Origin of the sequence: Acinetobacter sp. 479375, from assembly GCF_000581715.1 — a bacterium.
GTDB classification, from domain to species: Bacteria; Pseudomonadota; Gammaproteobacteria; order Pseudomonadales; family Moraxellaceae; genus Acinetobacter; species Acinetobacter ursingii.
This window is the reverse complement of record NZ_JEZN01000007.1, coordinates 133,145-157,439: the sequence shown is the minus strand read 5'-3', so window position 1 is coordinate 157,439 and position 24,295 is coordinate 133,145. Positions and strand designations below refer to the sequence as shown.

Genomic DNA, 24,295 nt, shown 5'->3' with positions numbered 1-24,295 from the left:
AACACTTAACGCTGATCGAGTGGAACCCAGTCGATCACCCAAGCTGATTTCATATTCAAACTGCTATCTGACACAATTTTCTTCCGTGCAGCATCGGCAGTTTCGCGGCTTTTAGATGGCCCCACCATAATTCGAATGCCTTTAGAAGTAGGGCTGGTGGTGACCTTATAGCCTTTGGCACGAAGTTTGGAAACCACTGCATCTGCATTGGCTTGGTTGGCAGCTAAAGCCACTTGTACCATCCAGTTTTTATCGCCATTTTCCAACAAATCACGTGCTTTATCAGCTTCTGCTTTTTTCTTGGCGTCTTCTTCGGCTTTATGCTTTTTCTCATCTGCTGCTTTTTTCTCAGCTTCAGCTTTACGTTTATCTTCAGCCGCTTTCTTGGCTGCTTTTTCCGCGTCTAACTGTCGCTGTTTATCTTCAGTTGCCTTTTTCTCTGCGGCAACGCGCTCTTGCTCAGCTTTACGTTTGGCTTCGGCTTCTTTCTGCTTTTTCAATTGCTCAGCTTTCTGCTGTTCAGCCAGCTTTTGAGCATCAGCTTGTTTTTTCTGCTCAGCCAATTTTTTCTCTGCATCAAGTTTTTGCTGTTCAGACTTTTTTTGGTCTGTGGCTTTTTGTGCAGTATTTTGCGCTGTATTTTTTGTTTGATCCGTGATTTCTGGCGGAATATTGTCTGAACTTTCCTGAGCAGCATTACGACGCGCATTGATCGCTGCATATTCTTCTGCGGCTTTACGCGCGGCTGCGGCCTCGGCCTGTTGTTGTTGCGCTAGAAAGTCTGCGGCACGAGCTTCTTGTTCTGCCACCGCTTTTTCACGCGCACGGCGCTGTTCTTCAAGTAAACGCTTTTCCGTTTCAACATCAACTGCGAGCGGTTGTAACTGAACCATTTCGCCCGCCTGATTTGAACGATTATTGTCCTTTGCAGGTTGTTCGACTTTTGGTTGGGTTTGAACTTGCGTTTGGTGTATTTCTTCTTTTCCTTTCAGGAGTAATGCTGCCAATAAAACACCACCACCTAATAAAACAACACCGCCCATCCAGCGCTGTTTGTTATTCATTGACATTGTTCCAAATACTCCCACACCGCTTCTAATGTATGAAACGAACCACAGACTAAAATTAGCTGATTATTGTTGGTTTGCTCAAGTGCTAATTTAAACGCCTCTTGGATACTTTCAAAGCTGTGTACTGTCTCACCTTGTAATGCATCCATTAATTGAGATAACGGTGCAGCACGAGGAACATTCAACGGCGCAATTTTCCAATTTAAAACAGTGGATTTTAATCGCTCTACCACTGATTTTATATCTTTATCGGCCAACATTGAAAATACAGCAACAACTTCTGTGTACTGTTTATTGTATTCCAAGAAATTTCGCAATTGCTTTAACAAAAATTCTACACCATGTGCATTATGACCAGCATCAAAAATAACGGTTTTATTTGCGATGACTCGCTGTTCAAAACGACCCGCCAATTGTGCTTTTTTGATTCCGCTGCTCAATGCTGCCTGAGAAATATCTAATCCACTCAAAAGTACCGCAGCCACCGCAGTCGAAATATTTTCCAGTGCTAGGGAACTCAGTGGAAGTTTTAATGTGGTTCCTGATGATGCAAAATTCCAGCTTTGACCATCACCCGCAGCTTGATAAAAATAATCTTGTTGCGCCACGTATAATTTAGCGTTGACTTGATCGGCCTGAGTTTGAATCGCTTGTGGTAAATCTTGTAGGCCAGCAAAAATGACAGGAATATCGGGACGCATAATCCCTGCTTTTTCAAACGCAATTTTTTCAATGCTATCGCCCAGCCAATCGGTATGATCCAGACCAATATTGGTAATCACCGCAATATCGGGATCAATCACATTCACGACATCCAAACGACCGCCCAGGCCGACTTCAAGTACCCAGACATCACATTGTTTTTGTTTAAAAATAACAAAAGCCGCTAAAGTCGTGGCTTCAAAAAAGGAGAGGCTTAACTCACACTGACGACGCGCTTGATCCACTTGGACAAAAGCATCGATTAAAGTCTGGTCATCAACTTCCTGACCCTTTAATTTAACCCGCTCATTAAAACGATAAATATGGGGCGATTGATAAAGGCCAACCTGATAACCCTGTTCATTTAAAATGGAGGCCAACGTGGTTGTCGTTGATCCTTTACCATTGGTTCCAGCCACGGTAAATACTTTGGCTTGTGGTTGCATGACACCCAGAGCCTCAGCCACTGGAATCACACGTTCCAGACCTAAATCAATCCCTGTAACGTGAACATGGCCCCAATAATCGAGCCATGTATCTAAATTATCTGTTATTTTTGGAGCATCAGGTTTCAAGGTAAATTCATCAATTTCGCCACGATACGGGATACAGTATCACGTAATGCATGTCGATGAACAATTTGATCGATTACCCCATGATCAAGCAAATATTCGGCGCGCTGAAACGGTTCATCCAGTTTTTCACGTACCGTTTGTTCGATGACTCGCTTACCCGCAAAACCAATCATGGCCTTAGGTTCAGCAATATGTACATCACCTAGCATTGCCAAAGATGCCGTTACGCCACCATAGACAGGATGAGTCAAAACTACAATGTAGGGTAAATGCGCATCTTTCATTTTCTGAATCGCAGCAGATGTCCGCGCCATTTGCATCAGCGACAACATGCCTTCCTGCATACGTGCACCGCCAGAAGCAGCAAAACAGACTAAAGGCTGTTTAAGTTCAATTGCACGTTCAGCCGCTTGAACAAAGCGATCGCCTACAACTGTTCCCATTGAACCGCCCATGAAATCAAATTCAAAGGCACAAGCAACCATTGGGATATGATTTAAACTGCCCTGCATTACCACTAAAGCTTCTGTTTCACCCGTTTTGCTTTGTGCTTCGCGCATACGCTCAGGATAAGGCTTACTATCGACAAATTTAAGTGGATCTTTGGCTGCAAATTCCTGACCCAGTTCGGTTTGGATCTGATCAAAAAACCATGTTAAACGATCACGTGCTTTCATACGCAAATGTTCATCACATTGTGGACAAACATAGGCATTGAATGCGATTGCAGTACGTGTCACCAATGCATGACATTCAGGGCATTCAATCGTTGGCTCAGTAAATGTTGCCTTAAGCACTTGTTGCTCATCAGGCGTGTGGATGCCAGGAACATGACGTTCAGTCCACGGCGTCGATGGGCTAAGAATTTTCCCTGATTTCACTTCTTGATTCATACTAACTCGTCGAGCGCAGCTCGAAGCTCCTTGATTTTATTGACCGTTTGTTCAACCGCTTGGTCGATTGCCAATGTAGCAAAAGGTTTAACTAAAGCACTTCCCACAATTACCGCATCGGCAACCTGTCCCATAGCCTTGGCAGATGCCGCATCACTAATCCCAAAACCCACACCCACAGGTACGTTAGTATGTGTTTTGATCTTGGCAATACGTGCCGCAGCTTCAGCAGTATCTAGGGTTGCTGCACCGGTTACGCCTTTAAGTGATACATAGTAAATAAAGCCGCTGGCTTGTTTTACGACATGTTGAATACGCTCATCGGTTGAGGTTGGTGCGAGCAAAAAGATTTGATCCATATCGTGCTGCTTTAATACAGCATCCAAATCTTTGGCTTCTTCGGGCGGCATATCCACCAAAAGAATGCCATCTACACCAGATTCTTTCGCAGTTGATACAAATTTTTCATAACCAATCACTTCAACAGGATTTAAATATCCCATCAAAACTACAGGCGTTTCTGTATCATTTTTACGAAATTCCTTGACCATATTCAGTGCATCAAGCGTGTTGGTTCCACCTGCTAAAGCGCGTTCAGCCGCAAGTGCAATCACTGGCCCATCTGCCATTGGGTCGGAAAAGGGTAAGCCCAGTTCAATCACATCCACACCTGCATCAACCATTTTATGTAATAGTGATACTGTGACATGTGGCTCAGGATCGCCCGCCATCACATAAGAAACCAACGCTTTACGTTGTTGGGATTTAAGCTGTTCAAAACGAGTGGCGAGACGTGACATAGGGTTGTGCTTTCCTTGATTTTAAAAACTGAGGAGTTGTTTGTAGAAATACAGAACACCGCATTGTAACGCTATTTTTTGCTCATTGAACAGTTTTCGCATTCACCTATACGCTGTTGTTGTGATTCCCTACAACCCAGACTATACATTTATCAATATTTTGCTTTTTTTCTCAATGATCAAAGCTTCCTATTTTTAGCCATCATTTAAAGCAATAAAATCTTCAATAAAATCTAAATTTATAAAAAAAATGATATAAAAACAAAATTATAAGTCACGATACAATGTCATTAAAGTGATCTGCCGATGTATGAAAAACATGGCACTTTCATATACGCAGCTCTAAAAGTGAATCGTTAAATCCCGTTGTTTTGACTTTGTACGCTTAAAAATTTAGCCAATTTTCAAAGTGTTTTCTATTTCACTAAAACTGTTTTAAAAATTGTTTTGGCGTTTTCCCTGTCCAGCGTTTAAAGGCTCGACCAAAAGCACTTTGATCGGCATAACCCAAGAGTGCCGCAATTTCGACCAGTGAACGGCCCTGCTGTAAATAATATTGACTGAGCTGCAAACGATATTCATCCAGAATATCCTGAAAATTAAGCTGATAAGATTTGAGCTGCCGTTGTAAAGTTCGTTCAGAATAATGCATTTGTCTGGCGACATAATCCTGAATGACTTCATTTTGTTGTTTTAATGCCTGTTCAATAAAACCCCAGACCTTTTGTTTTAATAACTGCTGTCGGTGCTCAAACGTATCCGCTTGTTGTAAGGACTGTTTAGCTTGAGTGGATAACACCTGATTGAGTTGTTGATCGGCAGCAAAACTTCGTGCTTGTAGTACCTGTTGATCAAAACAGATTTTATATTGCCCCACATACAGCTGAATTTTACAGCCAAAAAACTGCTCATAATGGCTTAATGATAAATGCGGGGGCAGTCCTAACTGAATCAAACGAGGCGGGATCAATTGCTCCTGCGCAATCAGTTTGGAAATTCTAAAGATTAATGACAAATTCAATTCATAAATTTCACGGTAATCCTGATAATTTCCGCTCCACATGATCTGAATCTGTTGATCCTGCTCCACAATTTTGAGCTGCTCCAGATTGGTTTGTTGAAACAATAAGGGATAATATTGCTCAAGCAGATACATCGCCTGTTGTAAGTTTAAACTGGTGGATGCCAGATAGCCCATCATCCCCGCGTCCTGCAAACTAGCTTGTTCAGCCATAACCAAACTAATCGGACGTTTAAAATACCGCTGGAGTTGCTTCATCAACTGTAGATAAACTGTTAAATCGAAACCCTGTTCAGCATCGTTGTTCAATGCATCAGTCAATTGTTGCCATTGCGACTGTTGTTCTGAACCACTCAGCAGAGATTCCAGTTGATAATGTTGCAAGACGCGATGTAGAAGGCGTACATATCCCACTATGATTTTTACTGACATTGCGACATCCTTTTTGTCTCATGTCGCTATTTGTATAAAATATGGCAACAACTGTCAAAACAAAACGGATGATTGTCGCCATACTAAAATCATTGTTTCAACCGAGAATTAAAACAAATGAATGCCCATGTACAATATCAGGTCGATCCTGTGGTGCGCAGCAAACTAGACTTTAAACTTGAAGATATTCCTCGTTTTTGGTTTGCAGGTGATCCGTTTCGAACTCGTGTGTTTGATGCGCTGAGCCTGACTTTTCCAGATGGCGAACGTTATTTTATCGAGTGCGTCCGATTATTTCGTGACAAGATTCAGGATCCTGACTTACAGGCACGAGTAGCTGACTTTATTAAACAGGAAGCTCAGCATGGCATTGCCCATGACAAAATGAATCAACTCATGAAAGAGCAAGGTATGCCCGTTGAGCAATTTACGACCACGCTCAAAAAGATTTTCCGCTTTGAGCTCACCAAACGTTCACCACAATACAATATCGCCATGACTGCGGCGGCAGAACATTTGACTGCATTGATGGCAGAAACCTTTTATAGCAAAAAAGCAACGCTGCAAGAGGTTCACCCTTATGTTCGGGCTTTGTTGGCTTGGCATTCGATTGAGGAAATGGAGCATCGTGATGTGGCTTTTGACGTGATGCAACAGGTCGGAGAAGTGCCTGAGGCCACTCGTAAATTTGCGCTGGCGATCACCACCGCTTTGATGCTCGGCTTCACCTTATATCGTGCCAATGTGATGTTACGCTGTGATGGTTTTAATGGTCGGCAGCGTTTGCAATTGTTTCGTAAAGGCTTACCGTGGTTTTTAGGGCGCAAGGGAATTTTAACGGCGATGAAAAAGGAATATCTGGACTGGTATAAATCTGACTTTCATCCCAGCCTGCATCCTGTAATTCATCAATACGATGTCTGGGTTAAAACCTACGAAGAAACGGGTGATCCTATTTTAGCAGGTCAAGCGTTTTGGGAAGCAGGCTATTAAAGCCTGCTGTTCACTCGAAACATTACCATTTGGCATAATGCTGTTCGAGTAAGGCATATTCAGCATTGAGCTGAATCACATTCCCCTGTTCGAGTTGAATCTGCCCAGTGACGTTAGCTTGCCATTGGCTAAACTGACTGCCCACCATTCTGAGATTAATATTTTCATAACGTCGCCAACCCGTTTCAACTTCAAGTTGCAACTTTTCATCCAGAGAACGTATACGCCAGCGATTTTCCTGTACGCGCTCAAACAAGACATCGCTCAGCGGATAAAGACGGCCATTCACCCACAGACAGTTTTCATTCCCAAAACTTTCATTCACTCCAGAGGCCAGATTAATTCCAATACGCTGTCCATGAGCATCCCAAAAATTACAGGAGAGCCAGAACCACGCAGTTTCGGGACGCAAAAATCCACAGGTATCATCCAAAGCAGCAAAGGTTTTATCATTAAACTCAATCAGTTGATTTTGTTTATTGATAAAATATCCTTCAACGGCCAAAGTCGTTTTCTTTTGGGTATAAGTCCAGCCATTAATACCATTGGGCGAGCATAAACTTAAAGGTTCCGTTCCCGCACAGAAAATTCGCGCGCTGAGTTTAATTTCGCCATATTTGGTCACACGTACATAGCGCACACCATTGGCATGTTGCATTTCAATTTCAAAAGGTGCTTTGTAAAAATAACTTTGATTAAATTGTGGTTGCTCATCGACATGAGTTTTACGCGCCAAAGGCTGAATGGCATTCCACTCTAGCACTTGTTGGGTTGCATGATCATAAATATAAAAAAAACCATGCCCTGCCCACGCAATATCGGCGATGGCAAGCCCAATTGAATAATGTTCGTGCTGAATACTACAAAATTTAAATTTCTTATATTTCAGTTTACGTCGCCAGCCTTTTTCTATCTTGCCGAAAGGCGATTGATAGACATAACGACTCAGACTAATCGCACTCGGAATTTCCTTAAAACGACCATAACGTGGTTGGCCACTTTCTTGTATTAAATCCATTTTCAGTTATCCGATTAAATGATCCATTTAAAAATCAGGACACACGTGCAAATTTTACACAATTTTCACTTATAGATGAAAAACATATTGTTTTTCTATACGATTATTTTGAGATCCGAACATTTAAGCCAAAGTGAGATAAGTATTTTCCCAATGATTTGGAGCAAATGAGCCTTGAACTAAATGAATATAACGTCCATGCACACAATCAATCGCCAAACAATCATCCACCTCAAGCACCCGATCGGTATGGGCTTTTTGCCATTTTTGATCGATATAAGCTTTACCGCGTTGTTTGGCAATCACTGCATCGGGGGCAACCACCAAAACATAACGATGTAATTCGCCAAATTCACGTGCATCGTAGCCACCTAGATTAATCAAATATAGCTTTTGATCCTGTGCAGATGGTGCAGCATGAGAGAAATAGACTTGATAAGATACGCCTTCAGATTCCACACCATTTACCTTCATCCATGCATCGATGTGTAGGCCTTTTAGCTCGCCAAACCATGCTTGTTTCAGTTGCGGTGTGATGTCTTCTAGCGAAGATCCGATGGCAAAGACTACATCATGCACTTCGGTATTGGCACGGGCATGACGACCACCGAGCATGACCACAAATAGATTTGACATTTTTATTCTCTTTTGTTGAAGAAAAAGGCCACCTGATCGGCAGCCTAAATCCTAAAAACAAATAAGTTAAAGATTACATTTCAACCATTTCAACGCCATCGACACGGGCAACCGTCATCAAGTCTTTATCACCACGACCTGAAACTGTCGCAATAATAATTTGATCTTTCGACATGGTTGGTGCCAGTTTAGTGACATAAGCCATTGCGTGAGAGCTTTCGAGTGCAGGAATAATTCCTTCAATCTGAGTCAAATCACGGAAGCCCTGTAAGGCTTCGTCATCGTTGATTGGCACATATTGCACACGTTGCATATCTTTTAAGAAACTATGCTCTGGGCCTACACCCGGATAATCTAAACCTGCTGAAATACTATGCGTTTCAATAATTTGACCTTGCGCATCACTCATCAAATAAGTCCGATTACCATGCAGTACACCGATATGTCCTGCATTGAGTGGCGCAGAGTGTTTACCTGTTTCGACCCCATAACCAGCCGCTTCGACACCATACATTTTGACATCATAGTCATTCAAAAATGGATAGAATAAGCCCATTGCATTCGAACCACCACCGACACAGGCGACTAAAGCATCAGGTAAACGACCGGCCTGCTGCTGAATTTGCTGACGTGCTTCACGACCAATAATCGATTGGAAATCACGTACCAATTGCGGATACGGATGCGGACCAGCCACGGTTCCAATCACATAATAGGTGCTGTCAACATTGGTGACCCAGTCACGCATGGCTTCATTCATGGCATCTTTAAGGGTTTTTGAACCACTTTGCACAGGCACAACAGTTGCACCGAGTAAACGCATACGATAAACATTCATGGCCTGACGTTTGACATCTTCAGCACCCATGTAAACCACACATTCCATGCCCAAACGTGCGGCAATCGTTGCAGTAGCAACACCATGCTGACCTGCACCTGTTTCAGCAATAATCCGCTTTTTACCTGAAAGTTTCGCCAATAATGCCTGACCAATGGTGTTGTTCACTTTGTGTGAACCTGTATGGTTCAAGTCTTCACGTTTTAAATAAATCTGTGCACCGCCCAAGTGTTTCGACCAGCGCTCTGCATGATATAGCGGACTAGGACGTCCGACATAAAAAGCCAGATCACGGTCGAATTCTGCCAAAAATTGCTCGTCATTTTTCATACGGTTATAAAGACTTTCTAAATCTTCCAAAGCCGCCATGAGCGTTTCTGACACAAAACGTCCGCCATGAATACCAAAATGCCCACGAGCATCTGGATATTGCGTATAGTCAACCATCTGACCGTTTTGACTAGCGTTTTGCTGATCCACGTTGGACTCCTTGCATAAATCTTTCTATAAGTTGTTGGTCTTTGATACCTTTGGCAGATTCTACACCGCCACTCACATCTACCGCGTAAGCATGTGTTATTTCAATCGCATCTTTGACATTCTCAGGCGTTAGGCCTCCTGCCAAAATCAGAGGAATATCTATTTTAGGAAACTTCGACCAGTCAAATTGATGACCCGTTCCACCTTTGAGTTCAGGATGCCATGCATCGAGTAAAATTGCACTGGCCCCCGCAGCCTGATAACGCTGAATTTCACCCACGACATCCAGATCAGGTTTGACTTGAAGCGCTTTATACCAACGGCGTTTACAGACGCTCGCTATCTGCTGGCATTGCTCAGGCGTTTCATCACCATGAAACTGTATGATATCCAATGCGACATGCTCAAGTGTTGTCTGAATCTGTTCTGCACTGGCATTCACAAATAAACCCACTGTTTGTACATACGGCGGAATATTTTTGATGAGTTGCTGTGCTTGCGCTGGGCTAACATAACGCGGACTTGGTGGAAAAAATACAAAGCCTATGGCGTCAGCACCTGCCTGAACGACCGATAAAATATCTTGAGAACGGGTAATACCGCAAATTTTTGCGCGCGTTCGCATAAGGATATGGCTCTTGGTTGCCTGATCTATAGCCATCTATAAATCATAAAAAGAAAGCTATTGTAATGCAATTTCGTTCTGTTGCGGAAAAACTTAGTGTGAATAGATCGTATTCAGATTGTTTAATTCACAGCCAGACTTTATACTTCGCCCAAATGGCAACAAGTCAAAGCAATCGCCATAGGGAAGCTGGTGAAACTCCAGCACTGCCCCCGCAACGGTAACAATGTAAAGCATATTTTTTGGGCTAATTTGGGCTTAACACCACTGCATGATCAAATGTGGGAAGGTGAATATGTGAATACCCTCATAGGTATAATATTGAAGTCCGGAGACCTGCTTGTTGCATCCGTCAACTCAATCATTCACGTGGGGTGAATGTATGGAGCACATCATGTCTATTTCTTCACAACCTACTCGTTTAGTGGGTGCTATCGCTATTGCGATGGGGTTTTCATCTGTTGCATTTGCAGATGAATCAACGAATGCCACCAAACTTGATCCTATTGTCGTTACAGCTTCTAAAAGTGCAGAGAAAGTGAGTGAAGTCCCTGCGCGGATTTCTATCATTGAACCTCAAATACTCGAACAATCTCCAATTGCATCTTTACCAGATCTATTAATGAGCGAAGCTGCCATTAATATGGTGCAAAGTGGTGGTTATGGACAAACTGCATCGATTTTTTTACGTGGCGGTAATTCAAACCAAACTCTGATTTTACGGGATGGTGTTCGCTTAAACTCTGCTACTTCGGGAACGGCATCTTTGCCTTTTATCGATACGACAGATATTAAACAAATTGAAGTCTTGAAAGGGCCTGCTTCGGTACTCTATGGTTCTGATGCAATTTCTGGTGTGGTTCAACTGATTTCAAAAACACCAGAAAAAAACTCAGCCTTTGTGACAGGCGAAGTCGGCGAAAATAAAACCTATAAATCTGTAGTTGGTGCAGATTTAGCAGAAAATGGTTTTTATGCGCAAGTACGCGGTCAACGTCTTGAAACTGATGGAACGCCTGTTAAAGACAGCGCCAATGCAGCGGATGCTTCTTATGATCAAAAAGGTTTTAGTACCAAAATTGGTGTAGACAAAGAGAACTACGCTGCTTCCGTTGATTATAGCCAAAATGAAGGGAATAGTGCTTATGACAACTATGGTAGCTTGGTCAATCAAGATTTTAAAAATGAAGTCATTAATTTAAAAGGTAAAGTAAAATTGCTCGAGAATATCGAGTTAAATGCTCGTTTATCTCAGTTTAAGGATGATATTAACCAAAAAGATCCTAACTATCTCAACAGTTATGACTTTGTTCATAGTAAAACTCAAGAAGCGGAACTTTATGGGAAATGGAATTTTACTGCACATCAAAATATTCTGTTAGGTGTAACGCATCGCAATATTGATGGTGATGTAATCTCTTACGGCACACCATACAGCGAAGATATTGATTCAACAGGTTATTATATCCAACACCAATATAATCAGGCAGGCTTAAATACCCAAGTGGGTTTACGGGTTGAAGATAATGAAAAATTTGGAACCCACACCGTGGCTCAAGGTGCAATTCGCTACCAACTACTTCCGCTTACTAGCGTGTATGCAAATATTGGTTCAGCCTTTAAAGCACCGACTTTAAATGACATGTATGCCTACGGCGGTAATCCTGAGTTAAAACCAGAGGAAAGTATTTCTTATGAAATTGGGGTTGACCAAAAACTAGCCTACAACATTTCTACAGGCCTATCACTCTATACTACTCAAGTCGATGACTTAATTAACTATAGTGGCAGTCGAATGGAGAACGTAGACAAAGCTAAAATGGAAGGTGGCGAAGCCTATATCAAATGGCAAGGTGAACATCTTTATGCAAATTTAGGTTATAACTATGTTCGCGCCAAAGATGATAACACTCATGAAGACTTGAGCCGTCGTCCACGTCAGAATGTGAGTCTAACTACTGGCTGGCAAGATGAGCATTATGGTTTCTCGACGACTGTGATGGCAAATGGTTCTTATGACAATAGCGCCTATGATGATGTAAAAGTTCCAGGTCACTTACGCATTGATATGCATGGTCATTACAATATTAACCAGAATGTTCAAGTATTCGCCAATATTCAAAATATCGGAGATACAAACTATCGCACAGCCTATGGTAGCGGTAGTTACTACATCAACGGCGGTCGCCTTGCTTCAGCAGGAGTAACGCTTTCGTATTAAACAAAAATAGATAAAAATATTTTAAACAGCGCAGTTTAAGGATAATGTAATGACCGACATTATCCTTTTTTTGAAGGAAAATTTATGGGACACCGTTTAAGTAAGATTTATACCCGCACTGGCGATGCAGGCACCACAGGTTTGGGCGATGGCTCTCGCGTTTCCAAAGATGATTTACGCATTACTGCACTCGGTGAAGTCGATGAGTTAAATGCGATCTTAGGAGTTTTAAGAGCACAAATAGCCAACTCTGACAACAATGAAAAAGAAAAATGGGAAAAACATTTAAGTCTGATTCAACACTGGCTGTTTGATTTAGGCGGTGAAGTCTGTATCCCCAACTATACTTTGTTGCAAGATGCCAGCATTGAGTACTTAGAACAAAGTATTGACCAGATGAATGAGCAGCTTCCAATGCTTAAAGAGTTTATTCTGCCTTCTGGTAGCTTGGCCTGTAGTTATGCACATCAAGCTCGTGCGGTATGTCGCCGTGCAGAACGCAGTTTGATTACGGTCCAGCAACGCGATCAAAATATTCAAACCACCTCATTACAATTATTGAATCGTTTGTCAGATTGGTTATTTGTGGCATCTCGAACCTTACAGCGTGAAAGTGGTGGCTCAGAAGTGTTATGGCAACGTAATATTAATGACACGATTTAAATTTTAAAATCACAAGGTCATATTCTGGATAACTCAACTATGCAAATCATTGGTCATCGTGGCGCACGGGGCGAAGCACCTGAAAATACACTGGGTGGTTTTCAGTATTTAAGAGACTTAGGCATTCGCGCTGTTGAGTTTGATATTCGTCAACTCAGCAATGATCAACTTATGATTATTCACGATGATAATTTTTTGCGGACTACAGGTGTTTCTGGCTCGGTATATGATCAGGATATTGATCTACAACAATTTGACCATCGTCACAACTGGCAGAATTGGCCTCAAGCTGAATACACGCCTTCACTTACACAGGTTTTAAATCTATTACATGATTTTGATCATATCGAAGTTGAAGTGAAAGCGGTAAATAATCAAGCTGATGCTGAACAACTCACCCAAAGCTTAACTCAATATTTACAAGGCTTTGAGCAACAAGTCACCATCACCAGTTTTGATGAAAAAATTCTGCATTCTCTACAACAACAAAACAGCAACTTTAAGCGCGGTTTTTTGATTGAAGAAGATATAAAGGCTCAAGCCATTGAAATAGCTCAAAAGCTAGGATGTTGTCATATTGGCTGGATGGATCAATTGGCCACCCACGACATGCTACAACTTTCCCAGCAAGCGCAGTTAAACATTAGTGTTTGGACAGTCAATGATATCGACCGTGCCAAACAACTCAGGGATGAAGGCATTCAGGGCCTAATTACGGATTATCCAAAGCAAATGTTGGCAGCACTTTAAGATCATTAAATCTTCACTGATCCAAACTGGTTTATTTCTTCTGGGCTTGAACTACAATTTGCCCACTTTGATCCAACAACAATATCTGATTACCTTGCAACTTAAATCGTTTCACACGTTGCAAGACATCCATCAATTCAGCTTCTTGTGCCAATGCACCATCGCAACTTTGGTGGCCTGCCCGAACATCCAGATCAAGTTGCTGTAAGGCAAAGTTATAGGTATAACGACCATAAATCGTATTACAGCCCGTATTGCCTTGAACGCTTTGCACAGCTGAGTTCAATGTCAGAAAAGGCATTTGATTAAAAAATTTAGCGCGTTTTTGCAGGACAGATGTAATCTGCCAAGTCACATCTTGTACACCATCGATACTTTTACGCGAAGGCTGAACAGATGACTGTTTGAGATGGTGGGCGTTTAACGCTGGTTTGCCGTTATTTTTTTGTATGGGTGCTGTTGTACTTTGACAGCCTATCAAAGCGAAAACCACACTTAAAAACAGTAAGTTGCGTAAAGAATGTCTCACAAAATGCCTACCCTATTTGATTGCATCGTTTATCTTTCATAAACATGATGGATCTTGCGATAAAATCAATAAGCACATTGTTGAATTCTGTTACTGTTTTGATCAATACACTTGTACAATATTGCTAGTGAACATGTGTTCGCTCATGTTAATATGATGAATTCGTAGCCCGTCATGTTCGTTATAATTTCAGGGCCAGATAGTACTATTTTAACCTTTCACAAAAAGGTTTCCAGGAGCGCTGATGGAGATGAATACTCCCGCAACTCAAGCCCCAATCAACTGGATTGCAATTTTTGCTTTAGTTTTTTTACCGATTGTCGCGGTTATTGCGATCCCACTTTACGCTTATCACCATGATTTTAGCTTGGCATCATGGGTGAGTATGTTTGTACTTTTAGGTATGAGCAGTCTAGGTATTACGGCTGGTTATCATCGCCTGTGGGCACATCGCGCCTATGAAGCGACTTTACCGTTAAAAATCATCCTGATGATTATGGGAACCTTTGCGGTTCAAAACAGTATCCTTTTCTGGGCTTCAGGACACCGTACCCATCATCGCCATGTAGACGATATTGAAAAAGATCCATATTCCATCAAAAAAGGCTTCTGGTACGCACATCTTGGCTGGATGTTACGTGACTATCCAGCAGCAGAACCAAATTTCAAAAATGCACCAGATCTACTCAATGACAAACTGGTGATGTTCCAACACAAATATTACATTCCACTGGTCATTGCGGTTCATATCGTCATTCTGGGCGCTGTGGGCTGGGCTGTCGGTGATGTTTGGGGCGTCATGCTGTTAGGTGGTCTGGTTCGTTTAATTTTGAGCCATCACGTGACCTTCTTTATTAACTCACTTTGTCATATGTGGGGCAAACGTCCTTATACGGATGAAAACACGGCACGTGATAATTTCTGGCTCGCGATTGCCACATGGGGTGAGGGTTATCATAACTACCATCACATCTTCCAATACGATTATCGTAATGGGGTGAAATGGTGGCAATATGACCCAACTAAATGGTTGATCTGGTCGTGTTCAAAACTGGGCTTAGCGAAAAACTTACGCCGTATTCCAAGTTTTAACATTCAAAAAGCTGAGTTAGCGATGCGTTTTAAATATGCAGAGCAAGATTTGGCTATCTATGGTCATGATGTCAACACTGACCTTGCTCAAATGAAGCAGCGTATTGCTCAAGAGTATGAGGCATTTACTCTGACACTTAATGACTGGGCGAAGTTGAAAGAACAAGAGTTGCATGCTAAAAAAGCCGCAATGGCAGAAAAGATTCATCAAATGGATCATAAACTTAAAGTCGATTTTCAATTACTCGAACATCGTTTAAGTCACCATCGCGAATGTCTGGAAACTTTGATGCGTAATGTCAAAAAACGCAATGCAGTTTCTGAATAATGATCATCATCAGATGCTGATCTAATTCTTCAGCATCTTCTCCTTATTCATAAAGAAGCCCATCTTAAATAGATGGGCTTCTTTGTTTTTCATGGTTTCAGATATGAATTTTAATTGCCCTGTACCAAGCGACGGGCGCTAATAATTCCAGGTTGTTGCTCTAAACGTGCCAGCAAGCGAGATAACTGTGCCAAGCCTTTAACTTCAATCAACAGTTTCATATTAGCAATCCCATCGGCTTCAGAGATGGTATTGACCTGACGAATATTGATTTGATCTGAAAAAATCACTTGTGTCAGATCTTTGAGCAATCCACGACGATCATAGGCATCAATCACAATCTGCACACTTTGACCACGAGTCGGCTGCATTTCCCAGTCTGCTTCAACTGCACGTTCTGGTTCATTTTTGATCATGCGCAAATAATCTGGACAAGCTACTTTATGAATGCTCACGCCACGATTCAACGTAATATAACCACCAATGGATTCACCATGTACAGGCTGGCAGCACTGGGCAATATGAAGTTCGACATTATCCAGACCGTCAATCAAAATACCATGTGCAGACAGAGTATGACTAGCACGCGGATTCAGTGTCGGTTTAAGTACCAGTTCAGGTTCGTCATTGTCCAGATGCATTTGACGATTGACCTGATTAATCAAGGCATGCAGACTAATGTCACCGCTGACCAATGCAACCAATATGTCATCACCTGTTTTCAGGTTAAAGTGTGATGAATAATCGTTGAGATCAATACTTTTTGGATGAATCGCCAAACGTGCCAATTCTTTATTCAGAATTTCACGACCGACTTCCAGATTTTTACTACGATCCTGCTGTCTAAACCAATGGCGTAACTTATCACGCGCACGAGCAGTTTTAATATAACCCAGAGAGTTCACCAACCAGTCACGGTTCGGCTCACGATCTTTTTTGGTTAAAATCTCAACCTGCTCACCTGTTTTTAAGGCATATGTGAGGGGTACATAACGCTGATTCACCCGCGCGGCATAACACTTGTTACCCACTTCGGTATGTACATGATAGGCAAAGTCTAAAACGGTAGAACCGCGTGGTAATTCCTTAATATCCCCATCACGACTAAACACATAAATCTTTTCAAAGTCTTCAAAATTTTGAAGATCTTCTAAATTTTCTGATTCATCGTCATGCTTATGGACATTACTTTCATTACGTTCCTGATAATGCTCCAACACCGCTCTAAGAGAATGTAATCGATGATTAAAAGAATGATCTGTGGTTTTAGAGCCTTCTTTATAATTAAAGTGTGAACATACCCCTAGCTCAGCTTCTTCATGCATTTCATAGGTACGAATTTGCACTTCCAGTGATTTATTTTCAGCAATCACCGCGGTATGCAAAGAACGATAGCCATTGGCTTTCGGGTTGGTAATATAGTCATCAAATTGATGCGGAATATGCCGCCAGATTTGATGAACAATCCCTAATGAGTGATAGCATTCTGGAATGCTTTTGACTAAAACACGTAACGCGCGAATATCATACAATTGATCGAAACTTAAGTTTTTACTCTTCATTTTCCGATAAATTGAATAAATATGTTTAACACGCCCTGTAATCTCAGACTCAATCCCATGTTCCGCAAGCTCGGTCTTGAGCTTATCAATCACAAACTGAATGTATTGTTCACGCTCAAGACGTTTTTCATTAAGTAAAGATGCAATTTCTTTATAACGATCTGGCGCTAAATAGCGAAATGCTAAATCTTCCAGTTCCCATTTCAGTTGGGCAATTCCCAGACGGTGTGCCAAAGGAGAATAAATGGTTAAAATTTCACGTGCTACACGTTCCTGACGTTCACGAGATGACGTCGCCAGCTCACGTAATGCCAGTGTCCGTTCAGCTAATTTGATCAATACAACACGGACATCTTCAGTCACTGAAATCAGCATCTTATAAATGCCACTTAAATGTTCGCGCTGATTATTATTAAAGTGATCTTCAAGACGTTTGTTTTTTTCAATTAATTCAGACAGTTTACCCATCGCCAAAGTGCCTTTGACGAGGTTATAAACCTGCTCTCCAAATTTTTTCTGAATTTCTTCCAGTGTAATGACATTTTCACGGACACAACGATACAGCATCGCTGCACACAGAGTATCTTCGTCGACATGTAAATGTGCCAAAATATCAGCCATTCCAATGCCTGTTGAAAAGGTATTGGATGAATGGTGGGTATTTAGGGTCAACTCTTTTTGTAAAATAAGATAAGCAATTTCTTCAAGCTTGGTTAGCTCTGCCCCGTCTAAAATATCACGAACGCGATCCAGCCATGCTGCCAGTTCACGTTGTGCTTCTTCGGCATGTTCTACAGTCGTTTCATCTGACAACTCAATTAGTCGTTCAGGTAGCTGTTCACGTACTGTGACCATACCATTCTCCTATGGTGATACTCATTTTTAATCGTTTAGCTCTTTCATTTTTTCAAATAAAGCAATAGATTCAACATGACCCGTATGAGTAAACATGTCCATCACCCCTGCTTTTTTTAATTGGTAACCATGCTCAGCCAGTACACTTGCATCCCTTGCCAGTGTTGCTGGATTACACGATACATAAACGATTCTTTTTGCTCCAAAGTTCGGAATGTACTGCATAACTTCATATGCACCCGCACGTGGAGGGTCTATCAATAATGCATCAAATCCCTGTTTTGCCCAAGAATGATGCGAAAAATCTTTTGTTAAATCTTGTGAATAGAACTCAACTTGTGAAATTTCATTACGTTTCGCATTTTCTGTTCCACGTTGTACCATGTCCTCACTACCTTCTACTCCCACCACTCGCCCAGTTGTTCCAACACAACGTGCCAGCGGTAAAGTAAAGTTACCTAAACCACAGAATAAATCGAGCACGCGCTCACCCTGTCGTAGCTGTAGCAATTCACATGCCAATTGTACCATCTGTTGGTTTACACTTGGGTTAACTTGCGTAAAATCAAGCGGCGAAAACGCAAAATTTAAGTCAAATTCAGGCAAACTGTAATGTAGACGCATCTCTGCTTGTTCATCCACGCGTTTTAAACTGCTCGCAAAGCTTTTAGGTTGCAGATAAAGTTGCCAGCCTTTTTGTCTTACAAAACCCAGTAGTTGATCTATATCTTTATAAGCGAGCGGCTCGACATGGCGAACCAAGAGTGCGATCTCTGAATCTCCCATCGCCAACTCTATATGACCAATACTGCCTTTGCCTTTTAAACTTTGCAGTAATTGTTTTAATTCAGGTAAAGCCTCTGACAACCGTACTTGCAGAATTGGACAAGTACCAATCGAGATTAAACGATTACTTTGATGCTCCCGAAAGCCCATTATTAACTGCTTTTTGGTAGGCCAATAACGCACACCGATACGCGCCCGATGTCGGTAATCCTGCTGCGCTGAACGCAAAGGAGGCAACCACTGCGTCGCTTGTAATCCGCCAAAATGTTGCAAATGTGACTTCAATACATTCTGTTTTAACTGAATCTGTTCATTAGAATCTATATGCTGCATGCTACAACCGCCACAAATGCCATAATGAGGACAAATCGGGGCTACGCGCAATGGAGAAGGTTCACTCAACAATTCGAGCATTTCCCCTTCTTCCAGACGTTTGGTTTCATGCGTGATTTTGGCGCGAACGATTTCATTCGGCAGCGCATAGCGGATAAAAACTTTTTTACCTGTTTTGGCTTCAGGATGTTCTACATCTGTTCCAAAATGCGCAATACCACGCCCCTCATGCGATAAGGACTCGACCTGAAAAGTGTACACAGGAGGTTGAGCAGAAGGTTTAGTGGCGTGTTTCAAGAGAAGACCTAATGATTTGATGAGTTGGGTGATGAGTCGCGAGAATTTGAAGAAAAATAATGCTGCGTGAATGGAGTATGATCACTGGTCTGTTGCCAGACCTGTAAAAACTCATGGTGTTGCGATTGTTGCTGTAAGTAATGAATGGTCGCCTGAATCCACTGTTCATGATCCTGTGGCAACAATTGCCCCTTGAGTAACAACCAACGTAGATAAATCAGCCAAGTATTGAGTACATCACCTTCACAGTAACTGGTCAGTTTCAGCCATTGTTCATGTTGAACATAACTTGGTACATGATAACCCGATTCTCCACGTTTTCCGGGAAAGCCAAGCAAACATGCGATATCGTCCAATTTCTGAAAATTGCGACCATTAAACATTGCCATGACATCCATCACATCGATATGCCGATGATGATAACGATTCTGGTAGTTATTATAACGCTTTTGCGTATCTAACTCACCCTGATCAAATAAACTGGGGGCAGACAAACCATGATACATGGCACGAAACAGGATCACAGGCAAGTCAAATTGTGAACCATTCCAACTGACTAAGTTCGGATAGCGTTTATCAAAAATAGAAAGAAATTTGGCTAAGATCTCAGCTTCAGAATAATGTTCCTGACTAAAGGAAAACAGCCTTAAACCATGCTCATCCACCCATAAACCAGAAATACAGACGATTTCATGTAAGGGCAAACGCTGAAAATCCATGCCAGATTCCTGACGGCGAATTTTACTCAGTGCTTGTTCCAGATCATCATCAGGCAGATCCAAATGATATAAATGCGCCCCCGCCTTTAAATCAGTCAAGGTTTCAATATCAAAAACCAGTGTCGGAAAGCGCATAATAATCTCTAAAGAGTACTCGTTAAAATGTTTATTCAGGATCCTGCACAGAGAACAGACCTGTTGATAAATAACGATCGCCACGGTCACAGATAATGCAGACAATCACGGCATCAGGTTGTTCTTCTGCAATTTTGAGCGATGCCCAAACCGCGCCACCCGATGATGTTCCTGCACTAATGCCTTCTTCACGCGCTAGACGACGCATGGTTTTTTCAGCTTCAATCTGTGGAATATCGATAATACGATCTACGCGAGATGCATCAAAAATTGTCGGCAAATATTCTTTTGGCCAGCGACGAATACCTGCAATACTAGACCCTTCAGAAGGCTGTAAACCCACGATTTGAATCTCTGGATTTTGTTCTTTTAAATATTTAGATACGCCCATGATGGTACCCGTGGTTCCCATCGAGCTGACAAAATGGGTAATTTTACCGCCTGTTTGTTCCCAGATTTCAGGGCCAGTGGTTAAGTAATGTGCTTCGACATTATCAGGATTACCAAATTGATTTAAGACTAAACCCTGACCGTCGGTCTGCATTTGCAAAGCTAAATCACGTGCGCCTTCCATGCCTTGTTGCTGAGTCACTTCAATTAACTCCGCACCATAAGCCAGCATCGCATCTTTACGTTCCTGACTCATATTATTGGGCATAATTAATTTCATTTTATAGCCGCGCATCGCGGCAACCATCGCCAGTGCAATTCCGGTATTGCCACTGGTGGCTTCAATCAAAGTGTCGCCAGGTTGAATCTGACCGCGTTTTTCAGCCTGCATAATCATATTATAAGCAGGTCGGTCTTTCACAGAACCAGCGGGATTATTGCCCTCGAGTTTTGCCAATACTGTCGTTCGGCTATTTTTGGCTAAACGCTGTAAACGAACCAGAGGCGTTTTACCTACATAGTGATCCAGTAAAAATTCATCGGCAAAAAAATTAGGTTCTGTATTACTCATGATCTACACCTAAATCGAGGTGCGGCTATTGTATGAAAAAATGACCTTTACTGCACCCATTTCGCAGGCTTTTTCTTGAAAATGCTGAAAGCCTCGCCAGTTTATGACAAAGCCGTGTTAATATGCCGATCAAAGAGATAGATCTGATCGGGCTATGTCAAATTTCAATAAAAAGTTATCCAAACGCTTACATCTGAATCATGCTTATGGCCAACTCATTGCCTTGATTTTTGTCCCGATCATGGTATTGACAGGCGTTGGCACTGTACTGGTGTTAAATGAAACCAGTAATTCAGCCAAATTACAGCAACGTCATGCCGCAGCCGCATTATTAACCCGTTATCAGCGTACATCCGAAGATTTATTGAAACTGGTCACATTGCGTCCAGATCAATACGATTATGCCCAGTCCATCATGCAAAGCATGTTTGCTGAACGGAATTTACAGCGCGCAGCCATTATTGATGCACAAGGACAAGTGCAACTCAGCATCGGTTATCGTGATACCCGTTTTTGGCCAAGTATTCCAGACTTGGTTTTTTTTGGCCCCATCAAACATAATCATAATAGTATTTATGGGCTTAAACTTCAGAGTGCACAACAACCCACTTGGCTTGTGGTTGAAATGGACAATCAACCTTTGCAACTGGCACGTTATCGCGTGTTTACCGTACTGGTGATTACAGGCCTCATTACTCTGTTATTGCTGTTGTTGTGTCTCAATTTTTACTCGCGACGCTGGATCGCGCCGATGTATGAAATTCGGATGCAACTACAACGTCTGAATGCCGATACACTTGATCAACACATGGTGATTAACAGTACCGGCGAATTACGACTGTTACAGCGTGACATTGCCAATATGGTGAAACGCCTGCATTTCAGCTTTTTAGAACTTAAAGAACATACCGAACAAACTGAAGATGATTTAAGACGCACACTGGATACACTTGAAGTTCAAAATATTACCTATCGACAAGCACGTGATCAGGCGATTTCAGCCAATCAGGCCAAATCGGTTTTTCTTGCCAATATCAGCCATGAACTACGCACGCCATTAAACAGTATTGATGGGTTTATTCATTTAATGTTGCGTCAACAAAATCTAAATAATGAGCAAAGCCTCTATTTACAAACCATTCGTAAATCGTCTGCACATTTATTGGCTTTGATTAATGATGTACTGGATTTTTCTAAAATCGATGCCGGCAAGCTTGAGCTTGAAACCGCGTCGTTTGATCTGGAAGAAGCGATTTTTGATGTCATGGATATGTTGTCGCCTTTGGCGGCGCAAAAGCATATCGATATGGCATTTTATTTTGATGACCAGATTCCACCCCATGTGATTGGGGATGTATTACGTTTTAAACAGATTCTGACCAATCTGATTTCTAACGCGATTAAATTTACCCCTGATGGTGAAATTATTGTTCGGGTAAGACTCGAACATGATGATATTGGACAATGTCTGATTCACTTTAGCGTACAAGACAGTGGGATTGGTTTAAGCGGAACCGATCGTAAAAAACTATTTGAGTCTTTCTCTCAAGGCGATGCTTCCGTCCCCCGCCAGTTTGGTGGCACTGGACTTGGGCTGGCAATTTCTAAACAACTTGTCCATCTCATGCACGGTCAAATTGGGTTTGAAGACAATCAGGAACGCGCGCCCACTGAAAAAGGTTCAACATTTTGGTTTACCGCCTTGTTCCAAGTGGATGAAGATCACCAAATTGCGCATCCTCAATTTAAACATTTACATGTGGTGTCTTTTCTGGCGCATCCTGCAACTGCAAATATCCTACGCCATTATCTTGAAAACTATCAGGTACAACATACCGAAGCACAATCTATTCTGGATCTGTTCAGCCGCTTGAATAGCCTGAAATCCGCAGATAACACCTGGTTAATTGTCGATCATAGTGGCGATACCGAAGCCTTGCTCAAAGAAATTCGCAGTCGCTATACAAGTAATCTCGCAGTCTATGGTTATCAAATGGCGCTTGAGCCAAATATGCTGCATGAATATCGAGCTAGACCACTGTATCAGCCGCTGAGTCGAGCTGCCTTGATTCAACTGTTGAGCAATCAGCCTATTTTTGAACCTGAGCATGAGCAATTCAATGGTCAGGGCTTACATGTGCTGGCGGTGGATGATCATTTACCCAATTTGATTGTACTCGAAGCATTACTGGGTGAACTCAACGTGAAAACCACCAAAGCGCTTAGTGGTCAGGAAGCCTTGAGTATTATTGAAAATCGTCTTGAGCGTGATGAAAAACCATTTGATATTGTGTTTATGGATATTCAAATGCCAGTGATGTCAGGAATTGATACCACTCGCGCGATTCGCTCATTGGAATCGACATTAGATGGCAAAATGCGCTTACCGATTATTGCTTTAACCGCACACGCACTATCGGATGAAAAACAAAAATTACTCAAAGTCGGGATGGATGATTACGTCACTAAACCGATTCAGATTGAACAAATTATTCAAATCTTGAATGAATGGACTAAAAATAATTTTGCCAGCAATACCAGACCTGAAAATACTATTTTGATGGATGCGCTTGATCCCACAATTTTAGATTGGCAGCAAAGCTTACAACTTGCAGCCAATAAAGAAGATCTGGCGCAAGACTTACTTAGAATGCTCGTGGATAGCTTTGATACTGAACTCAATGAAATGCAACAGTTAATCGAACTGGAAGACTTCCCTCAACTGGAACATGTGTTGCATCGTCTTTATGGTGCAACTCGCTATGTCGGCACACCAAAATTACAACATGTCACTGGCGACTTTGAACAATTCGTTTCAACCTTGAGAAAAGAACGTCGCCGTGCCGATGATGCTTTTATTCAAGAGGTATTAAATCGTTTTGAGGAACTTCAACTCAGTATTCGTGAAGTTGAGAGTGCAGCACAACAAATTTTAAATACCACGTCTTAGCAAAGCGTTTTTAACGTGACTGAGCTGTCAT

The 24,295-nt window shown here is 41.9% G+C and carries 20 protein-coding genes and 1 riboswitch; of the genes, 6 read left to right on the top strand and 14 right to left on the bottom strand.

Annotated elements, in window-relative coordinates; genetic code table 11:
* Positions 1 to 5: 5 nt before the first annotated feature.
* The 5 genes from J500_RS08410 to J500_RS08390 all read right to left on the bottom strand — a co-directional run bounded on the left by J500_RS08410 (position 6) and on the right by J500_RS08390 (position 5,493).
* On the bottom strand, positions 6 to 1,070 hold the full coding sequence (locus J500_RS08410) for an SPOR domain-containing protein (RefSeq protein WP_171071574.1): 1,065 nt from the start codon (positions 1,068 to 1,070) through the stop codon (positions 6 to 8).
* On the bottom strand, positions 1,061 to 2,347 hold the full coding sequence (folC, locus tag J500_RS08405; RefSeq protein WP_034699101.1) for a bifunctional tetrahydrofolate synthase/dihydrofolate synthase: 1,287 nt from the start codon (positions 2,345 to 2,347) through the stop codon (positions 1,061 to 1,063). The genes J500_RS08410 and folC overlap by 10 nt, the downstream gene beginning before the upstream one ends.
* Positions 2,344 to 3,240, bottom strand: a complete 897-nt coding sequence (gene accD / locus J500_RS08400) for an acetyl-CoA carboxylase, carboxyltransferase subunit beta (protein ID WP_004993949.1) — start codon at positions 3,238 to 3,240, stop codon at positions 2,344 to 2,346. The genes folC and accD overlap by 4 nt, the downstream gene beginning before the upstream one ends.
* Positions 3,237 to 4,040: a tryptophan synthase subunit alpha gene (gene trpA / locus J500_RS08395; RefSeq protein ID WP_004993950.1), complete on the bottom strand. Its 804-nt coding sequence runs from the start codon at positions 4,038 to 4,040 to the stop codon at positions 3,237 to 3,239. The genes accD and trpA overlap by 4 nt, the downstream gene beginning before the upstream one ends.
* Before the next feature lie 424 nt (positions 4,041 to 4,464).
* Positions 4,465 to 5,493 (bottom strand): AraC family transcriptional regulator, encoded by a 1,029-nt coding sequence (locus tag J500_RS08390; RefSeq protein WP_004993951.1) that lies wholly within the window; start codon positions 5,491 to 5,493, stop codon positions 4,465 to 4,467.
* Between the two features lie 117 nt (positions 5,494 to 5,610).
* Between J500_RS08390 and J500_RS08385 the strand changes: the two genes are divergently transcribed.
* Positions 5,611 to 6,486 carry a metal-dependent hydrolase gene (locus J500_RS08385; protein ID WP_004993953.1) on the top strand — a complete coding sequence of 292 codons (876 nt, stop codon included), beginning with the start codon at positions 5,611 to 5,613 and terminating at the stop codon, positions 6,484 to 6,486.
* Between the two features lie 22 nt (positions 6,487 to 6,508).
* On the opposite strand, the gene J500_RS08380 is transcribed toward J500_RS08385, so the two are convergent.
* The 4 genes from J500_RS08380 to J500_RS08365 all read right to left on the bottom strand — a co-directional run bounded on the left by J500_RS08380 (position 6,509) and on the right by J500_RS08365 (position 10,083).
* Positions 6,509 to 7,504 carry a DUF2804 domain-containing protein gene (locus J500_RS08380; protein WP_004993955.1) on the bottom strand — a complete coding sequence of 332 codons (996 nt, stop codon included), beginning with the start codon at positions 7,502 to 7,504 and terminating at the stop codon, positions 6,509 to 6,511.
* Positions 7,505 to 7,627: 123 nt separating this feature from the next.
* Positions 7,628 to 8,140: a DUF1543 domain-containing protein gene (locus J500_RS08375; protein WP_004993956.1), complete on the bottom strand. Its 513-nt coding sequence runs from the start codon at positions 8,138 to 8,140 to the stop codon at positions 7,628 to 7,630.
* Positions 8,141 to 8,213: 73 nt separating this feature from the next.
* Positions 8,214 to 9,425 carry a tryptophan synthase subunit beta gene (gene trpB / locus J500_RS08370; protein ID WP_171063292.1) on the bottom strand — a complete coding sequence of 404 codons (1,212 nt, stop codon included), beginning with the start codon at positions 9,423 to 9,425 and terminating at the stop codon, positions 8,214 to 8,216.
* A 13-nt stretch (positions 9,426 to 9,438) separates the two neighbouring features.
* A complete protein-coding gene (locus J500_RS08365) occupies positions 9,439 to 10,083 on the bottom strand; it encodes a phosphoribosylanthranilate isomerase (protein ID WP_004993957.1) in 645 nt (214 codons plus the stop codon).
* Between the two features lie 146 nt (positions 10,084 to 10,229).
* Positions 10,230 to 10,442: riboswitch (cobalamin riboswitch) on the top strand.
* A gap of 35 nt (positions 10,443 to 10,477) precedes the next feature.
* On the opposite strand from J500_RS08365, the gene J500_RS08360 reads away from it, so the two are divergent.
* The 3 genes from J500_RS08360 (at position 10,478) to J500_RS08350 (ending at position 13,717) form a co-directional block, all read left to right on the top strand.
* The gene (locus tag J500_RS08360; protein ID WP_004993958.1) at positions 10,478 to 12,304 is read left to right on the top strand and encodes a TonB-dependent receptor plug domain-containing protein; all 1,827 of its coding nucleotides are present in this window, start codon (positions 10,478 to 10,480) and stop codon (positions 12,302 to 12,304) included.
* Positions 12,305 to 12,388: 84 nt separating this feature from the next.
* The gene (locus J500_RS08355) at positions 12,389 to 12,967 is read left to right on the top strand and encodes a cob(I)yrinic acid a,c-diamide adenosyltransferase (RefSeq protein WP_004993959.1); all 579 of its coding nucleotides are present in this window, start codon (positions 12,389 to 12,391) and stop codon (positions 12,965 to 12,967) included.
* A 39-nt stretch (positions 12,968 to 13,006) separates the two neighbouring features.
* Positions 13,007 to 13,717, top strand: coding sequence for a glycerophosphodiester phosphodiesterase (locus J500_RS08350; protein ID WP_004993960.1), 711 nt, complete (start codon positions 13,007 to 13,009; stop codon positions 13,715 to 13,717).
* A gap of 31 nt (positions 13,718 to 13,748) precedes the next feature.
* On the opposite strand, the gene J500_RS08345 is transcribed toward J500_RS08350, so the two are convergent.
* Positions 13,749 to 14,246, bottom strand: coding sequence for an META domain-containing protein (locus J500_RS08345; protein ID WP_004993961.1), 498 nt, complete (start codon positions 14,244 to 14,246; stop codon positions 13,749 to 13,751).
* A 250-nt stretch (positions 14,247 to 14,496) separates the two neighbouring features.
* Here J500_RS08345 and J500_RS08340 point away from each other — a divergent pair, with 250 nt between their 5' ends.
* A complete protein-coding gene (locus tag J500_RS08340; RefSeq protein ID WP_034699129.1) occupies positions 14,497 to 15,666 on the top strand; it encodes an acyl-CoA desaturase in 1,170 nt (389 codons plus the stop codon).
* 110 nt (positions 15,667 to 15,776) lie between these two features.
* Here the strand turns inward: J500_RS08340 and J500_RS08335 are convergent, their stop codons facing one another.
* From J500_RS08335 to cysM, 4 genes are read right to left on the bottom strand one after another with little or no spacing between them, the layout of a single operon-like run.
* Positions 15,777 to 18,083 (bottom strand): RelA/SpoT family protein, encoded by a 2,307-nt coding sequence (locus J500_RS08335; protein WP_005001421.1) that lies wholly within the window; start codon positions 18,081 to 18,083, stop codon positions 15,777 to 15,779.
* A 27-nt stretch (positions 18,084 to 18,110) separates the two neighbouring features.
* Positions 18,111 to 19,499 carry a 23S rRNA (uracil(1939)-C(5))-methyltransferase RlmD gene (rlmD, locus tag J500_RS08330; RefSeq protein WP_034699092.1) on the bottom strand — a complete coding sequence of 463 codons (1,389 nt, stop codon included), beginning with the start codon at positions 19,497 to 19,499 and terminating at the stop codon, positions 18,111 to 18,113.
* A gap of 8 nt (positions 19,500 to 19,507) precedes the next feature.
* Positions 19,508 to 20,353 (bottom strand): 3'-5' exonuclease, encoded by an 846-nt coding sequence (locus tag J500_RS08325; RefSeq protein WP_034699089.1) that lies wholly within the window; start codon positions 20,351 to 20,353, stop codon positions 19,508 to 19,510.
* A gap of 31 nt (positions 20,354 to 20,384) precedes the next feature.
* Positions 20,385 to 21,314, bottom strand: coding sequence for a cysteine synthase CysM (gene cysM / locus J500_RS08320; RefSeq protein ID WP_034699086.1), 930 nt, complete (start codon positions 21,312 to 21,314; stop codon positions 20,385 to 20,387).
* Positions 21,315 to 21,468: 154 nt separating this feature from the next.
* Between cysM and J500_RS08315 the strand changes: the two genes are divergently transcribed.
* Entirely contained in the window at positions 21,469 to 24,264 is a 2,796-nt protein-coding gene (locus tag J500_RS08315; RefSeq protein WP_034699082.1) for an ATP-binding protein, read from the top strand.
* Positions 24,265 to 24,295 lie beyond the last annotated feature (31 nt).

What these genes read in the sequence shown, in the direction of transcription:
- J500_RS08375 (WP_004993956.1), bottom strand. Translation starts at nt 8,140, where the DNA reads ATGTCAAATCTATTTGTGGTCATGCTCGGTGGTCGTCATGCCCGTGCC.
- J500_RS08355 (WP_004993959.1), top strand. Translation starts at nt 12,389, where the DNA reads ATGGGACACCGTTTAAGTAAGATTTATACCCGCACTGGCGATGCAGGC.
- J500_RS08340 (WP_034699129.1), top strand. Translation starts at nt 14,497, where the DNA reads ATGAATACTCCCGCAACTCAAGCCCCAATCAACTGGATTGCAATTTTT.
- J500_RS08365 (WP_004993957.1), bottom strand. Translation starts at nt 10,083, where the DNA reads ATGCGAACGCGCGCAAAAATTTGCGGTATTACCCGTTCTCAAGATATT.
- J500_RS08390 (WP_004993951.1), bottom strand. Translation starts at nt 5,493, where the DNA reads ATGTCAGTAAAAATCATAGTGGGATATGTACGCCTTCTACATCGCGTC.
- J500_RS08380 (WP_004993955.1), bottom strand. Translation starts at nt 7,504, where the DNA reads ATGGATTTAATACAAGAAAGTGGCCAACCACGTTATGGTCGTTTTAAG.
- J500_RS08335 (WP_005001421.1), bottom strand. Translation starts at nt 18,083, where the DNA reads ATGGTCACAGTACGTGAACAGCTACCTGAACGACTAATTGAGTTGTCA.
- J500_RS08350 (WP_004993960.1), top strand. Translation starts at nt 13,007, where the DNA reads ATGCAAATCATTGGTCATCGTGGCGCACGGGGCGAAGCACCTGAAAAT.
- J500_RS08315 (WP_034699082.1), top strand. Translation starts at nt 21,469, where the DNA reads ATGTCAAATTTCAATAAAAAGTTATCCAAACGCTTACATCTGAATCAT.
- trpB (WP_171063292.1), bottom strand. Translation starts at nt 9,425, where the DNA reads ATGGTTGACTATACGCAATATCCAGATGCTCGTGGGCATTTTGGTATT.
- trpA (WP_004993950.1), bottom strand. Translation starts at nt 4,040, where the DNA reads ATGTCACGTCTCGCCACTCGTTTTGAACAGCTTAAATCCCAACAACGT.
- J500_RS08410 (WP_171071574.1), bottom strand. Translation starts at nt 1,070, where the DNA reads ATGTCAATGAATAACAAACAGCGCTGGATGGGCGGTGTTGTTTTATTA.
- J500_RS08385 (WP_004993953.1), top strand. Translation starts at nt 5,611, where the DNA reads ATGAATGCCCATGTACAATATCAGGTCGATCCTGTGGTGCGCAGCAAA.
- J500_RS08360 (WP_004993958.1), top strand. Translation starts at nt 10,478, where the DNA reads ATGTCTATTTCTTCACAACCTACTCGTTTAGTGGGTGCTATCGCTATT.
- cysM (WP_034699086.1), bottom strand. Translation starts at nt 21,314, where the DNA reads ATGAGTAATACAGAACCTAATTTTTTTGCCGATGAATTTTTACTGGAT.
- J500_RS08325 (WP_034699089.1), bottom strand. Translation starts at nt 20,353, where the DNA reads ATGCGCTTTCCGACACTGGTTTTTGATATTGAAACCTTGACTGATTTA.
- accD (WP_004993949.1), bottom strand. Translation starts at nt 3,240, where the DNA reads ATGAATCAAGAAGTGAAATCAGGGAAAATTCTTAGCCCATCGACGCCG.